We start from the raw sequence: 12,326 nt of genomic DNA on the forward strand, positions 1-12,326 counted from the left end.
CCCATCAGCAGGAGAGATTATGATGCTTACAGATGAGATGGTTTCTATACTTACAGGTGATTAATTATGCTGAAAGCTGGGCGGCCTAGTGTAAAAAAACATGTTGACTTAAAAAGCCTTGAGCTGACAAAAAAAAAGAGGGTCAACTTTGATATTGATGAAAATACGCATTCAAAGTTGAAGGTTTACGCCGCTGAAAATGGCAAGACAATTAAAGATGTTATTGTTGATTGCATAGAAACGCTATTGGCGGCGGAGTCTGGCTCTCAGAAAGCTTGATCAGCTGTGATGATCAAGCGTAGAGTTATGTCCTGAAACGAAAAAACCGCCTTGCAGGGCGGTTTCTTCGAAGGTGTTGCCGGTTGGGGAACCGACTTCACCTGGTAACGGCTCCGTGCGGGAAGCAGCTACCAAAAGTCCTAATCAGTTTAGCGGCCATTCGGCCATTCAATCAAGCTTTTCCCGCAACTCGACCCGTTACCGAAGGCCACCACCTTTGGCGCTTTGTCGTACCCGCACGGATTGGAAGCATGAGTTTGTTGCCGTTTGTGGGTGTGGTTGGTCGGGCAGAACGGGGAAATCTCACATACTGCCCAGCGTGCGATCGCGCACCACAGCCGCCCACGATTCGCAACCGTGGGGCATTTGCAAGCAGAGCGTAACGGGGAACCAACCACGGCCAGCTCTTAAAAAACGGCGCGGCAGTCAGGCCATCAGGCGGGGACTAAAGCAGATGCAGCAAGGACGGGGTGTGTCTCTGGAGCGCGTGAGAGGGAGCTGCCGCAAGCAGTCTCGATAGTCCGGAGCAAGGCGAGTCTATCTTGTGTAACTACGTCATTTTTAACGTAGCCAAGCAGGAGGGCTCTCCTATCTTGAAGCGCAGCGGAAAGATAGGAGAGCCTGCTGACTGTGGAGCTTGGCGACATCCTTTTCGCCGTGGTCTTTCCGTTCTTCATCATAGGGAGAGAACCTTGGCGAGGTGGTTAAGCCCGTTCCCGAAGGGCTGTCCATTAGGCCGTGTTTTTGGCCTGTGGGCAGTAGGGCTTATCCACGGAGCGGGTTTGGTTTTTTCGATCTTGCCCCATCTAGCTTTATCTGACGAATATCCTCGATTACTGCTGCCAGCAGCTCAGGGTCATTTTCCTCTTTAGCTGCCTTGAGGTATGCAGTGATCTCCGCTGTGTTCGTTAGGTAGTCCGTAACTTGGTATGGACTGAATTGGTCTTTTTTCACCCCAATCAAATCGTCGTTTTGACTCATCAGTTTGCCTTTATGATGCGTTTCTAATGAAGTGGCTTAACCTTGTTCCAAGCCGTATCTGGTTCGGGCATTCCCATGACCGTATTTCCTCTATTGACACCCCTGCCTCTATTGCCCTTTTGGCGATCGATTCCGAGTTGAAGCACACCTTTAAGTAGTCCGCCAAGTTGCCGGTTTCAGCTCCCAGCCTATCTAGCAGCGCATCAAGATCAGGATTGTTGTCGTGCTCGAACCTTTCCTTTTCCACGATGGTACTGAAAGCATTGGTTGTCACTTTTTTGACCGCCAATTTTGTTTCAGGTTGGGGGGAGGACTCCACTTTCTTCTTGGCTCTCTTGAGCATGCTTTTGTACGCAGCTACCGCTAGATCTGCACCGGTGACTTCGTTGATGTACTTCGTGACTCGTTCCCAGCCATACAGCCCCTTTGCCGCACAAAAATCATCATAGTGATAGTTGAACGTTACCTGCTTGGACTTAAAACGCTTCTCGCGTAATGCCTGACAGAGCTGCTCGATCTCTTTAATTCCTCACAACTATCCAATGTGCCCCATTTTGTACTCCATTATGTGTCCTATGTATCTCTTTGTGTGTCCTATTTTGTGCTCTTTTTTGTAGCCTTCCTTTGTTCGATGTGCTCCATTTTATGTCTCTTTTTGTGCCCTATTTTGTAGTCACGCAGATTTACGACAAGAAAGGCAGGCACGACACCGACTGTATACAGGCACGAGACCGACCGTATACAAACTGCGTTTGTACCGTCGGCGTGCCTGCATCCTATCGGCGTGCCAAAGGGGCTCCCCCTTTGAAACCAGAGTGCGGTTCTACGAACCTGAACAATGCCAGTCAAAATGAGAATTTGATGGTTCGTAATTGTAATTTGATGTTTGGCTGCGTTGGTGTCATAACGTAGATATGAGCCATCAAAACAGGGTTTTTGATATGGAAGAGATCAAGGCGAAGTGGGTATTTGAACAGGGGGGCTTTGCCAAGGCGGTGATCGCCCCGACCCCGATGGGCACCGGCTACCATCTTCACTTAGTGAAGTTTGGCCGCAATGCAGAAACGGAAGTGCTGGAACGCCAGCGTGGAGGATGGCGGGTTTTTAAGACCATCGATGCAGGGGTGAATACGGCGCACACTATCGGTTTTCGCCGCATCGAGGTGGATCTAAGCAGTCGTTAAGGCTGCCGCGCTGCGCTTGCCGACTCCCGAACGAAGCGCGACAGACTGCGCTAGTCGCTCCCGTTCGGGAGTGTTGCCCTGATCTCCACAGGATGGGGCCACTGCCCCCACTCTTGATGGACTCTGTTTTAGGCCCCCGCGGTCTCCGCTAGACGCGCTCGATGTTCCGAACGATGTGTTCGCGGCGAAAGTCCTGCTGCTGTGGTGGGTGAAGAGTTAAGATCTGTCGTGCTGCGTTTGGAGGTTTTGAAGAGCATTTTAAGAACTTATAGGGCGAGTTATGACGAGCATGGATTTTGGTGTCGGACTGTCTATTGGGGAGTCTGGGAAAGGTTATCTTCGTGGCCAGGTCGCCGGATGGAAAGAGCAGGCTTTGAGGATGGAGAGGGAGCTTGATGATGCAAGGCATTTTGGGCATTCACAAACGTTCAAGTACAACGGCGCTATTGAGCTTATCAAGGAAATGCTTGAAGAGATCCAAGAGTCCAATCCCAATTCCCCGTTAGCCAATCGGGATTTTTTGCGGGACAGGCTCAAGGAGCTTGCCTTACAAGATGCCTTGCAGTACGGCTTAGTTCTGGATTATGAGAATGATCGAGTAAGCGATAAACCCTGACGCTTAACAGTGGCCCTATCATAGATGGACTCTGTTTTGCTTCACCAATTGGCCCCCCGCTGGCGTCTGCCGGACGCGCTCGATGTTCCGAGCGATTTGTTCCCGCCACGATGCAATGGGGCGAGCGTTCTGTTCCAAGGTGGGGCCACTGGCCCCACCCTGATGGACTCTGTTTTGCTTCACCAATTGGCCCCCGCTGGCGTCTGCCGGACGCGCTCGATTTCCGAGCGATTTGTTCCCGCCACGATGCAATGGGGCGAGCGTTCTGTTCCAAGGTGGGGCCACTGGCCCCACCCTGATGGACTCTGTTTTGCTTCACCAATTGGCCCCCGCTGGCGTCTGCCGGACGCGCTCGATGTTCCGAGCGATTTGTTCCCGCCACGATGCAATGGGGCGAGCGTTCTGTTCCAAGGTGGGGCCACTGGCCCCACCCTGATGGACTCTGTTTTGCTTCACCAATTGGCCCCCGCTGGCGTCTGCCGGACACGCTCGATGTTCCGAGCGATTTGTTCCTATCGGGGTTGTAGTGCAACCATAAAAACAGCATTAAGATCATGCTGCTATGGCTTTTTTGCCACCATTTTTACGACTCCTTTCTGATGAAGTATTCCTTTTCTTTCAATGCGTTGCACCAGCTTTACTGGTGCGTAATGTGTATGGCTGTGATCCACCGTTTTTAAGGGGGAATGACGGTGTGAATAGTGACTATGTCGTTAAGGACTGCACTGTGCGGGGGTACTGGAACACCGCGAAGCGGATAGCGGTACAAAACCGGAACAGATCCGGTACAAAACCGGGACAGAAGTGGGGCATTTTCAGGGCTGGGCGGGAACAAATCGCTCGGAGGGAAACCGAGACTAATGCGCGATAGGCCGCTAAAACCAGCTGAAACCATACCCCGCAGGATCTGGCCCTAAAAACGCCTCAGAAGCGTTGCAAACTTTCAGGCGGTAAACGCCGTGTCTTGTGTGTCAATACGCCACAAAACGCGATACAGGCGGCCGCATCCTGACGGAGTGGCCGTTTTGCCATGTGAAATCGGCAATTGAACATAAAAGCGATTAGGCGCGGCGGCTTTGGGGGAGCTCCTGCGCTGTTTTGGGATCCCCGAGACAACCCGCTGGTGCCACCTGCGATACGATGCGAGGCAGAATCCATAGATCAGTAGGAAAGAGATGAAAAAAGGGATTTTGGCACTGCTGGTCGTCGGGGCTTGTTGGGGCCCCACCCTGCAGGCAAATGACTGGAAAAATGCCCCCATTTCCGAAGTGCAGAAAGCGGCCGAACAGAGCGATGCAAAGGCACAACTTCTCCTCGGAGTGATGTACGACAACGGTGTGGGTGTGGTGCAGGATAACAAGCTAGCTTACGTCTGGGGGAGCCCGCAGAATTCGGAAAAAATCGTACGCTAAGGTTTTCCGAATTCTGCGGGCTCCCCTATCTCATCTGCGCAAGGCAGAACGTGAAGACGGCCGCCCTGGACCTCGCCCGCGAGCGCCAGGCGCACGAGGCCGGCGCGCGGACCCGCGCCACGGCCCACGAGCGGACGCCGCAGCAGGAGCGCCAGAAGGCCGCCAGAGAGGCCGAGCGCGGCCGTGAGGCTTGGACGGCTAGGGCAGGGCATGAAAAAGCCCGTAGCGGGCTGCTACGGGCGTCTGACGCGGTGGAAAGGGGGAGGGGATGTTGTCTACATGGCTCTGCTGTAGTGAGTGGGTTGCGCTCCGGCAGCGGTCCTGATCAATCGTCACCCTTTCTCGGTCCTTCAACGTTCCTGACAACGAGCCTCCTTTTCGCCAATCCATCGACAATCACCGCGAGTCCCTGCTCGAACGCTGCGTCCGGACCGGCTTCGTCGAAGGCGTCTATCGCGGCCCGCAACAGCGGCGAGAGCGGAGCCTGTTCAACGGTGCCGCCGCGCTCGCCGGCATCGCTGTCGCCGGCCTGCTCCTCAAGCACGGCCCCAACAGTGAAGTAGCTGATTGTCATCAGCGCATTGACGGCGTCCCCGGCCGAAAAACCCGCCTCGCAGAGGAAGCGAAGCTGCGCGTCGGCCGTTTCCATCTGCGGTGCGCCCGGTCGCGTGCCGGCATGGATGCGCGCGCCATCGCGGTAGGCGAGCAGCGCCTGCCTGAAGCTGCGGGCATTCCCGATCAGAAATGAGCGCCAGTCGTCGTCGGCTCTCGGCACCGAATGCGTATGATTCTCCGCCAGCATGGCTTCGGCCAGTGCGTCGAGCAGCGCCCGCTTGTTCCTGAAGTGCCAGTAAAGCGCCGGCTGCTGAACCCCCAACCGTTCCGCCAGTTTGCGTGTCGTCAGACCGTCTACGCCGACCTCGTTCAACAGGTCCAGGGCGGCACGGATCACTGTATTCGGCTGCAACTTTGTCATGCTTGACACTTTATCACTGATAAACATAATATGTCCACCAACTTATCAGTGATAAAGAATCCGCGCGTTCAATCGGACCAGCGGAGGCTGGTCCGGAGGCCAGACGTGAAACCCAACAGACCCCTGATCGTAATTCTGAGCACTGTCGCGCTCGACGCTGTCGGCATCGGCCTGATTATGCCGGTGCTGCCGGGCCTCCTGCGCGATCTGGTTCACTCGAACGACGTCACCGCCCACTATGGCATTCTGCTGGCGCTGTATGCGTTGATGCAATTTGCCTGCGCACCTGTGCTGGGCGCGCTGTCGGATCGTTTCGGGCGGCGGCCGGTCTTGCTCGTCTCGCTGGCCGGCGCTGCTGTCGACTACGCCATCATGGCGACGGCGCCTTTCCTTTGGGTTCTCTATATCGGGCGGATCGTGGCCGGCATCACCGGGGCGACTGGGGCGGTAGCCGGCGCTTATATTGCCGATATCACTGATGGCGATGAGCGCGCGCGGCACTTCGGCTTCATGAGCGCCTGTTTCGGGTTCGGGATGGTCGCGGGACCTGTGCTCGGTGGGCTGATGGGCGGTTTCTCCCCCCACGCTCCGTTCTTCGCCGCGGCAGCCTTGAACGGCCTCAATTTCCTGACGGGCTGTTTCCTTTTGCCGGAGTCGCACAAAGGCGAACGCCGGCCGTTACGCCGGGAGGCTCTCAACCCGCTCGCTTCGTTCCGGTGGGCCCGGGGCATGACCGTCGTCGCCGCCCTGATGGCGGTCTTCTTCATCATGCAACTTGTCGGACAGGTGCCGGCCGCGCTTTGGGTCATTTTCGGCGAGGATCGCTTTCACTGGGACGCGACCACGATCGGCATTTCGCTTGCCGCATTTGGCATTCTGCATTCACTCGCCCAGGCAATGATCACCGGCCCTGTAGCCGCCCGGCTCGGCGAAAGGCGGGCACTCATGCTCGGAATGATTGCCGACGGCACAGGCTACATCCTGCTTGCCTTCGCGACACGGGGATGGATGGCGTTCCCGATCATGGTCCTGCTTGCTTCGGGTGGCATCGGAATGCCGGCGCTGCAAGCAATGTTGTCCAGGCAGGTGGATGAGGAACGTCAGGGGCAGCTGCAAGGCTCACTGGCGGCGCTCACCAGCCTGACCTCGATCGTCGGACCCCTCCTCTTCACGGCGATCTATGCGGCTTCTATAACAACGTGGAACGGGTGGGCATGGATTGCAGGCGCTGCCCTCTACTTGCTCTGCCTGCCGGCGCTGCGTCGCGGGCTTTGGAGCGGCGCAGGGCAACGAGCCGATCGCTGATCGTGGAAACGATAGGCCTATGCCATGCGGGTCAAGGCGACTTCCGGCAAGCTATACGCGCCCTAGGAGTGCGGTTGGAACGTTGGCCCAGCCAGATACTCCCGATCACGAGCAGGACGCCGATGATTTGAAGCGCACTCAGCGTCTGATCCAAGAACAACCATCCTAGCAACACGGCGGTCCCCGGGCTGAGAAAGCCCAGTAAGGAAACAACTGTAGGTTCGAGTCGCGAGATCCCCCGGAACCAAAGGAAGTAGGTTAAACCCGCTCCGATCAGGCCGAGCCACGCCAGGCCGAGAACATTGGTTCCTGTAGGCATCGGGATTGGCGGATCAAACACTAAAGCTACTGGAACGAGCAGAAGTCCTCCGGCCGCCAGTTGCCAGGCGGTAAAGGTGAGCAGAGGCACGGGAGGTTGCCACTTGCGGGTCAGCACGGTTCCGAACGCCATGGAAACCGCCCCCGCCAGGCCCGCTGCGACGCCGACAGGATCTAGCGCTGCGTTTGGTGTCAACACCAACAGCGCCACGCCCGCAGTTCCGCAAATAGCCCCCAGGACCGCCATCAATCGTATCGGGCTACCTAGCAGAGCGGCAGAGATGAACACGACCATCAGCGGCTGCACAGCGCCTACCGTCGCCGCGACCCCGCCCGGCAGGCGGTAGACCGAAATAAACAACAAGCTCCAGAATAGCGAAATATTAAGTGCGCCGAGGATGAAGATGCGCATCCACCAGATTCCCGTTGGAATCTGTCGGACGATCATCACGAGCAATAAACCCGCCGGCAACGCCCGCAGCATCGCGACCGTCATCGGTGAGAAGTTCGGCAGGTATTGGGTGGTGACAATGTAGGTGCTGCCCCAAATGGCAGGTGCTATCGCTGTGAACAATAAATCGGGCGTGCGTAATGACATGCGATTACAAGACCTCCGCTACGGCGATGGGTTTTTGAGAGTTGCAGGCGCCGCGATGACCGCACCCTGACTTGGACTGGCCCTGCCTCGCACCAATCCACCTGCGGCTATGGCCGCGATCATGCGAGGCCCGAAAATTACACGACCTGTACACGTCCGCCGAACCCGGAACGCAACAGAGCTTCGTGGGCATCCCGATCCGGGTCGTAGCAGCAGTCCTGGACCAAACGCACGTCGTAGTCCGCATCACTAGCCCAGGCGACGCTTGAAAGAACAACGCCGGTGGTGCTTATCCCGGCCATGACAAGCGTGCTTACGCCGCGCGTCCGAAGGTCGGCGTCGAGCGCCGTGCCATAAAAGACGCTGGCTCGCGGACATGCATAGAAAAGGTCGCCCCGTTCGATCGCAAGCCCTTCGACGGGCAGACCGGTGCGAAATCGTCCGCTCGGGAGATACGGTGAGATTTGGCGATTCGTCGCCGGCGGCGCATGTTCATACTCTTCGCCGAGCGAAAAGTTGGGGAACAGCACGGGCCGGCCGCGCAAGGCGTGCTGGCAGCCGTGCAGACCCTGCGTGAGATGAACGCCGACAACCTGCGCAAGGTGCCGGCCGATGCACCCACGGCCTTCATCAAGCCGCGCTGGAAGCCGCTGGTGATCACCCCGGAAGGCCTCGACCGGAAATTCTACGAAATCTGCGCCCTGTCCGAGCTGAAGAACGCCCTGCGCTCCGGCGACATCTGGGTCAAGGGCTCGCGGCAGTTCCGCGACTTCGACGACTACCTGCTGCCGGCCGAGAAGTTCGCCGCACTCAAGCGCGAGCAGGCCCTGCCCCTGGCGATCAACCCGAACAGCGACCAGTACCTGGAAGAGCGTTTGCAGCTGCTGGACGAGCAGTTGGCCACCGTCACCCGCCTGGCCAAGGACAACGAGCTGCCCGATGCCATCCTCACCGAGTCAGGGCTGAAAATCACCCCGCTGGATGCGGCGGTGCCGGATCGGGCGCAGGCGCTGATCGACCAAACCAGCCAGTTACTGCCGCGCATCAAGATCACCGAACTGCTGATGGACGTGGACGACTGGACGGGCTTCAGCCGCCACTTCACCCACTTGAAGGACGGGGCCGAGGCCAAAGACAGGACGTTGCTGCTGTCCGCAATCCTCGGTGATGCGATCAACCTCGGGCTGACCAAGATGGCCGAGTCGAGCCCCGGCCTGACCTACGCCAAGCTGTCCTGGCTGCAAGCCTGGCACATCCGCGACGAAACCTATTCGGCGGCCTTGGCCGAGCTGGTCAACCACCAGTATCGCCACGCCTTTGCCGCCCACTGGGGCGACGGCACGACCTCATCCTCCGATGGCCAGCGCTTCCGCGCGGGTGGCCGGGGCGAGAGCACCGGGCACGTCAACCCGAAGTACGGTAGCGAGCCGGGACGGCTGTTCTATACCCATATCTCCGACCAGTACGCGCCGTTCAGCACCCGCGTGGTGAATGTCGGCGTCCGCGATTCCACCTATGTGCTCGACGGCCTGCTGTACCACGAGTCCGACCTGCGGATCGAGGAGCACTACACCGACACGGCCGGCTTCACCGATCACGTCTTTGCCCTGATGCACCTGCTAGGCTTCCGCTTCGCGCCGCGCATCCGCGACCTCGGCGAAACCAAGCTGTACGTGCCGCAGGGCGTGCAAGCCTACCCGACGTTGCGCCCGCTGATCGGCGGCACCCTGAACATCAAGCACGTGCGTGCCCACTGGGACGACATCCTGCGCCTGGCCAGCTCGATCAAGCAGGGCACCGTCACCGCCTCGCTGATGCTGCGCAAGCTCGGCAGCTACCCGCGCCAGAACGGACTGGCCGTGGCCCTGCGCGAGCTGGGCCGGATCGAGCGCACGCTGTTCATCCTGGACTGGCTGCAAAGTGTTGAACTGCGCCGCCGCGTGCATGCCGGCCTGAACAAAGGTGAGGCGCGCAACTCGCTGGCCAGGGCGGTGTTCTTCAACCGCCTTGGGGAAATCAGGGATCGGAGCTTCGAGCAGCAGCGCTACCGGGCCAGCGGCCTCAACCTGGTGACGGCGGCTATCGTGCTGTGGAACACGGTGTACCTGGAACGCGCCACCCAGGGGTTGGTCGAGGCCGGCAAGCCGGTGGACGGCGAGCTGCTGCAATTCCTGTCGCCGCTGGGCTGGGAGCACATCAACCTAACCGGCGATTACGTCTGGCGGCAGAGCCGCAGACTGGAAGACGGGAAGTTTCGGCCCTTACGGATGCCCGGAAAACCTTAGCGTACGATTTTTTCCGAATTCTGCGGGCTCCCCGTCTGGAGTTCGGTGTCTGCCGCCAATGGGGATGTCGAGGCGGCTACAAAACGTGACCTTTTCGCCAAGCGTTTATCGCCTGCGGTATTGGCAGAGGCGCAGGCACTGGCTGGCCAGTATGTTGAACTGTACCAACCCAAGCAGTAACCCCATCGGCTAGTGCGTATAAGGGGGCGTTACGTTAAATCGGACGCCCTTTTTGCTGCTGGTCATCCTGCAAGATGACTTGTTTTGCGAGGCGTTATCTCCCATCCTGCGCCGCACTATCCCTTGTCTCGGAATCTCCCCCATGGAAACCATTACCCATCCCACCCTGGTACAACTGGTGGCGGCCGGTGCTGTTCGTGTCGTGATCGCAGTTGGCCAACCTGGCGGCTGGACGCTGCTGGTGCGCTACGGTCTAGCCGAACGTGCCCTGGCCGCCCAGCGCAGCAAGCAGCTCAGAGTTTTTCGCAAGCTCGATACCCTGGTTCTCTACCTGCAGCAGATCGGGGTCTGCCGGTTCGAGGTGGATGCCACGGGCTTCATGGGTGCCCCGAGACAGATCAGGAGCTCTTGAACATAAAAGGCGTTATGCGCACATCAAAACACCCTTCGATTCGCCAGTTTTGGGGGTTGTATAACCCCTAATTGCAGTACTGCAATTGGTGGGATCGGTGGACATTGATGGTTATCTAGTCGCACAATGTAAACATCTGACTACAAGGGGGTGTTATGAGCGTAATGTCTGTCCGTCTGCCGGATGAAGTAGACCAGCAATTGGGGCAGCTGGCCCAGTCTACAGGTAGAACCAAATCATGGTTGGCCAACCAAGCCATTCAGGATTACTTGGCGCGAGAAGCTTGGCAGATCGCGCAGATTGAGGCGGCATTGATCGAGGCTGATTCTGGCGATTTTGTACCGGAAAAAGAGATGGCCGCGAAGTTTAGTCGGTGGGGGATCAATGCGGGTTAAATGGCTACGTAAGGCTGCGCTCAACTTGGAGGATGCGCACGACTTCCTATCGAGAGAAAACCCGATAGTGGCACAGGAGTTTGTGCGCGAAGTGTATCGGCTGGTTAGCCTGTTATCGACTCAGCCGGCCATGGGGCGGCCCGGGCGGGTTCCTGGAACGAGAGAACTCGTGGTGCAGCCCTATCCGTTCCTGCTTCCGTATCGGGTGCAAGGGGATGAGATCCACATTCTGAGGGTATTCCACACCAGACAACGCTTTCCAAGCCAGTTGTGAGTTAGTGGCTGGGTTGAATGAGTCCTTTTTATTGCGGTTCTGGTATCTTGAGCGCTTTCACTGAAAATAAAAAATGGAGTTTTTCATGAGGGTTGTTGTTGCAGTTTTTTTGGCTCTGGCGCTTTCCGCCTGCGGGTCTGCGGACAAACCATTCTTGGGGTTTTGGAAGGTTCAGGGCGACCGCTTTGAATATTTGAAAATCGAGAAAAACGGCGAAGGTCATTTGCTGACAAGGTATGGAAATAGCATTTTGGATGGTTCGGTTGAACGCAAAGAGTTTCCTGCGACCATCAAAGACAATACGTTGACGATTGGGGCGCTTGGCGTCAGTGGCGTTTACAAAGAATCGGATAAAACGTTGGTGCTTAATGGGAAGCAAGTCTTTGCCAAGGTCGATGATGCTGAGGCACTTAAAGTGATCGAAGCCAAAGAGCAGGAAAAGGCGAAGGCAGAGGCCGATTGCAAGGCATTGCAAGAAGAGGTCGATCGCAAGAATGAGGAGCTCAAAGGCAAGAGCAAGGAAGAGTGGAATGCTTACGTGAAATCTTTGGATGGCCGTAAGCCCAAGCGTTGCTGGTTAAAAAATGCAGGAATGGCGTGGTAATCTCATTGCGTTAAGTCCTGTTATTGGGAGCATTGGCGCTGATTTTACACCTTCATTTTTTGAATTTGATTGATCGTTTTTTGAAAATGAAGCTGTCTTGCCACCACCTATAACAGGCTGTTTTTGGTCATCGATAGCTGAGGCTACTGAGTGTCCTCAGCTATCGCGACTGTTTGTTGGCAGTGTTCATCACAATCCCACGTTTTCACCCCCATCACTGTAGACTTGGCATGAAAGCCGATTGTTTTGACGTGCTGCATTGTTCTTCCAATGCAGAGGTCTAAGGTTGCCTAAGTTATCACCACCCCCATTCGATACTGGGGTTATGTGGTCAATTTCCCACCCGTACTTGTTATCTCTATTTCCGTATTGAAAGCGGTTGATCCATGCTCCGCATTGGTCTTTCCTGAATCCTCTGCTCTCGTTTTCTTGAGATACAAAGGTTGCCTTGTTCCATACGGCAGATCGTTTCTGTAGACCAGTTGCTCATGTTTGTTACCTCTCACT

General features: G+C 56.9%; 15 protein-coding genes and 1 pseudogene. 10 read left to right on the forward strand and 6 right to left on the reverse strand.

The window, feature by feature from the left end; all coding sequences use genetic code 11:
* Positions 1 to 66 precede the first annotated feature (66 nt).
* Positions 67 to 279: a plasmid partition protein ParG gene (locus ACTG2B_RS23125; RefSeq protein ID WP_068982398.1), complete on the forward strand. Its 213-nt coding sequence runs from the start codon at positions 67 to 69 to the stop codon at positions 277 to 279.
* 765 nt (positions 280 to 1,044) lie between these two features.
* Here ACTG2B_RS23125 and ACTG2B_RS23130 read toward each other — a convergent pair.
* Together ACTG2B_RS23130 and ACTG2B_RS23135 are read right to left on the reverse strand one after the other, a co-directional pair.
* Positions 1,045 to 1,260: a hypothetical protein gene (locus ACTG2B_RS23130; RefSeq protein WP_201915115.1), complete on the reverse strand. Its 216-nt coding sequence runs from the start codon at positions 1,258 to 1,260 to the stop codon at positions 1,045 to 1,047.
* Between the two features lie 10 nt (positions 1,261 to 1,270).
* On the reverse strand, positions 1,271 to 1,603 hold the full coding sequence (locus ACTG2B_RS23135; protein WP_439996979.1) for a hypothetical protein: 333 nt from the start codon (positions 1,601 to 1,603) through the stop codon (positions 1,271 to 1,273).
* A gap of 598 nt (positions 1,604 to 2,201) precedes the next feature.
* Here ACTG2B_RS23135 and ACTG2B_RS23140 point away from each other — a divergent pair.
* From ACTG2B_RS23140 to ACTG2B_RS23150, 3 genes are all read left to right on the forward strand, one after another.
* Positions 2,202 to 2,444 (forward strand): plasmid replication protein RepB, encoded by a 243-nt coding sequence (locus ACTG2B_RS23140; protein WP_201915110.1) that lies wholly within the window; start codon positions 2,202 to 2,204, stop codon positions 2,442 to 2,444.
* Positions 2,445 to 2,724: 280 nt separating this feature from the next.
* Positions 2,725 to 3,060, forward strand: coding sequence for a hypothetical protein (locus ACTG2B_RS23145; protein ID WP_201915107.1), 336 nt, complete (start codon positions 2,725 to 2,727; stop codon positions 3,058 to 3,060).
* 1,175 nt (positions 3,061 to 4,235) lie between these two features.
* Positions 4,236 to 4,472 (forward strand): hypothetical protein, encoded by a 237-nt coding sequence (locus ACTG2B_RS23150; RefSeq protein WP_439996980.1) that lies wholly within the window; start codon positions 4,236 to 4,238, stop codon positions 4,470 to 4,472.
* A 325-nt stretch (positions 4,473 to 4,797) separates the two neighbouring features.
* Here ACTG2B_RS23150 and tetR(A) read toward each other — a convergent pair whose 3' ends face one another.
* On the reverse strand, positions 4,798 to 5,448 hold the full coding sequence (gene tetR(A), locus ACTG2B_RS23155; protein WP_000164043.1) for a tetracycline resistance transcriptional repressor TetR(A): 651 nt from the start codon (positions 5,446 to 5,448) through the stop codon (positions 4,798 to 4,800).
* A 105-nt stretch (positions 5,449 to 5,553) separates the two neighbouring features.
* Here tetR(A) and tet(A) point away from each other — a divergent pair, with 105 nt between their 5' ends.
* Positions 5,554 to 6,753: a tetracycline efflux MFS transporter Tet(A) gene (gene tet(A), locus ACTG2B_RS23160; protein ID WP_000804064.1), complete on the forward strand. Its 1,200-nt coding sequence runs from the start codon at positions 5,554 to 5,556 to the stop codon at positions 6,751 to 6,753.
* Positions 6,754 to 6,784: 31 nt separating this feature from the next.
* On the opposite strand, the gene ACTG2B_RS23165 is transcribed toward tet(A), so the two are convergent.
* Together ACTG2B_RS23165 and ACTG2B_RS23170 are read right to left on the reverse strand one after the other, a co-directional pair.
* A complete protein-coding gene (locus ACTG2B_RS23165) occupies positions 6,785 to 7,669 on the reverse strand; it encodes a DMT family transporter (protein WP_000058717.1) in 885 nt (294 codons plus the stop codon).
* A gap of 137 nt (positions 7,670 to 7,806) precedes the next feature.
* The gene (locus ACTG2B_RS23170; RefSeq protein ID WP_001351729.1) at positions 7,807 to 8,199 is read right to left on the reverse strand and encodes a cysteine hydrolase family protein; all 393 of its coding nucleotides are present in this window, start codon (positions 8,197 to 8,199) and stop codon (positions 7,807 to 7,809) included.
* A 3-nt stretch (positions 8,200 to 8,202) separates the two neighbouring features.
* Between ACTG2B_RS23170 and ACTG2B_RS23175 the strand changes: the two are divergent.
* From ACTG2B_RS23175 to ACTG2B_RS23195, 5 genes and pseudogenes are all read left to right on the forward strand, one after another.
* A pseudogene (locus ACTG2B_RS23175) lies at positions 8,203 to 9,954 on the forward strand (Tn3-like element TnAs1 family transposase); the annotation flags it as partial.
* Positions 9,955 to 10,276: 322 nt separating this feature from the next.
* Positions 10,277 to 10,546 carry a hypothetical protein gene (locus tag ACTG2B_RS23180; RefSeq protein ID WP_039062313.1) on the forward strand — a complete coding sequence of 90 codons (270 nt, stop codon included), beginning with the start codon at positions 10,277 to 10,279 and terminating at the stop codon, positions 10,544 to 10,546.
* Between the two features lie 155 nt (positions 10,547 to 10,701).
* A complete protein-coding gene (locus tag ACTG2B_RS23185) occupies positions 10,702 to 10,941 on the forward strand; it encodes a CopG family ribbon-helix-helix protein (protein ID WP_182936461.1) in 240 nt (79 codons plus the stop codon).
* Positions 10,931 to 11,215: a type II toxin-antitoxin system RelE/ParE family toxin gene (locus tag ACTG2B_RS23190; RefSeq protein ID WP_068982395.1), complete on the forward strand. Its 285-nt coding sequence runs from the start codon at positions 10,931 to 10,933 to the stop codon at positions 11,213 to 11,215. The genes ACTG2B_RS23185 and ACTG2B_RS23190 overlap by 11 nt, the downstream gene beginning before the upstream one ends.
* Before the next feature lie 85 nt (positions 11,216 to 11,300).
* A complete protein-coding gene (locus ACTG2B_RS23195) occupies positions 11,301 to 11,819 on the forward strand; it encodes a hypothetical protein (RefSeq protein ID WP_201915125.1) in 519 nt (172 codons plus the stop codon).
* 189 nt (positions 11,820 to 12,008) lie between these two features.
* On the opposite strand, the gene ACTG2B_RS23200 is transcribed toward ACTG2B_RS23195, so the two are convergent.
* Positions 12,009 to 12,203, reverse strand: coding sequence for an HNH endonuclease signature motif containing protein (locus tag ACTG2B_RS23200; protein ID WP_439996982.1), 195 nt, complete (start codon positions 12,201 to 12,203; stop codon positions 12,009 to 12,011).
* Positions 12,204 to 12,326 lie beyond the last annotated feature (123 nt).

Origin of the sequence: Aeromonas sp. 30P (assembly GCF_051919805.1) — a bacterium.
In the GTDB taxonomy this organism is placed as follows: Bacteria; Pseudomonadota; Gammaproteobacteria; order Enterobacterales; family Aeromonadaceae; genus Aeromonas; species Aeromonas veronii.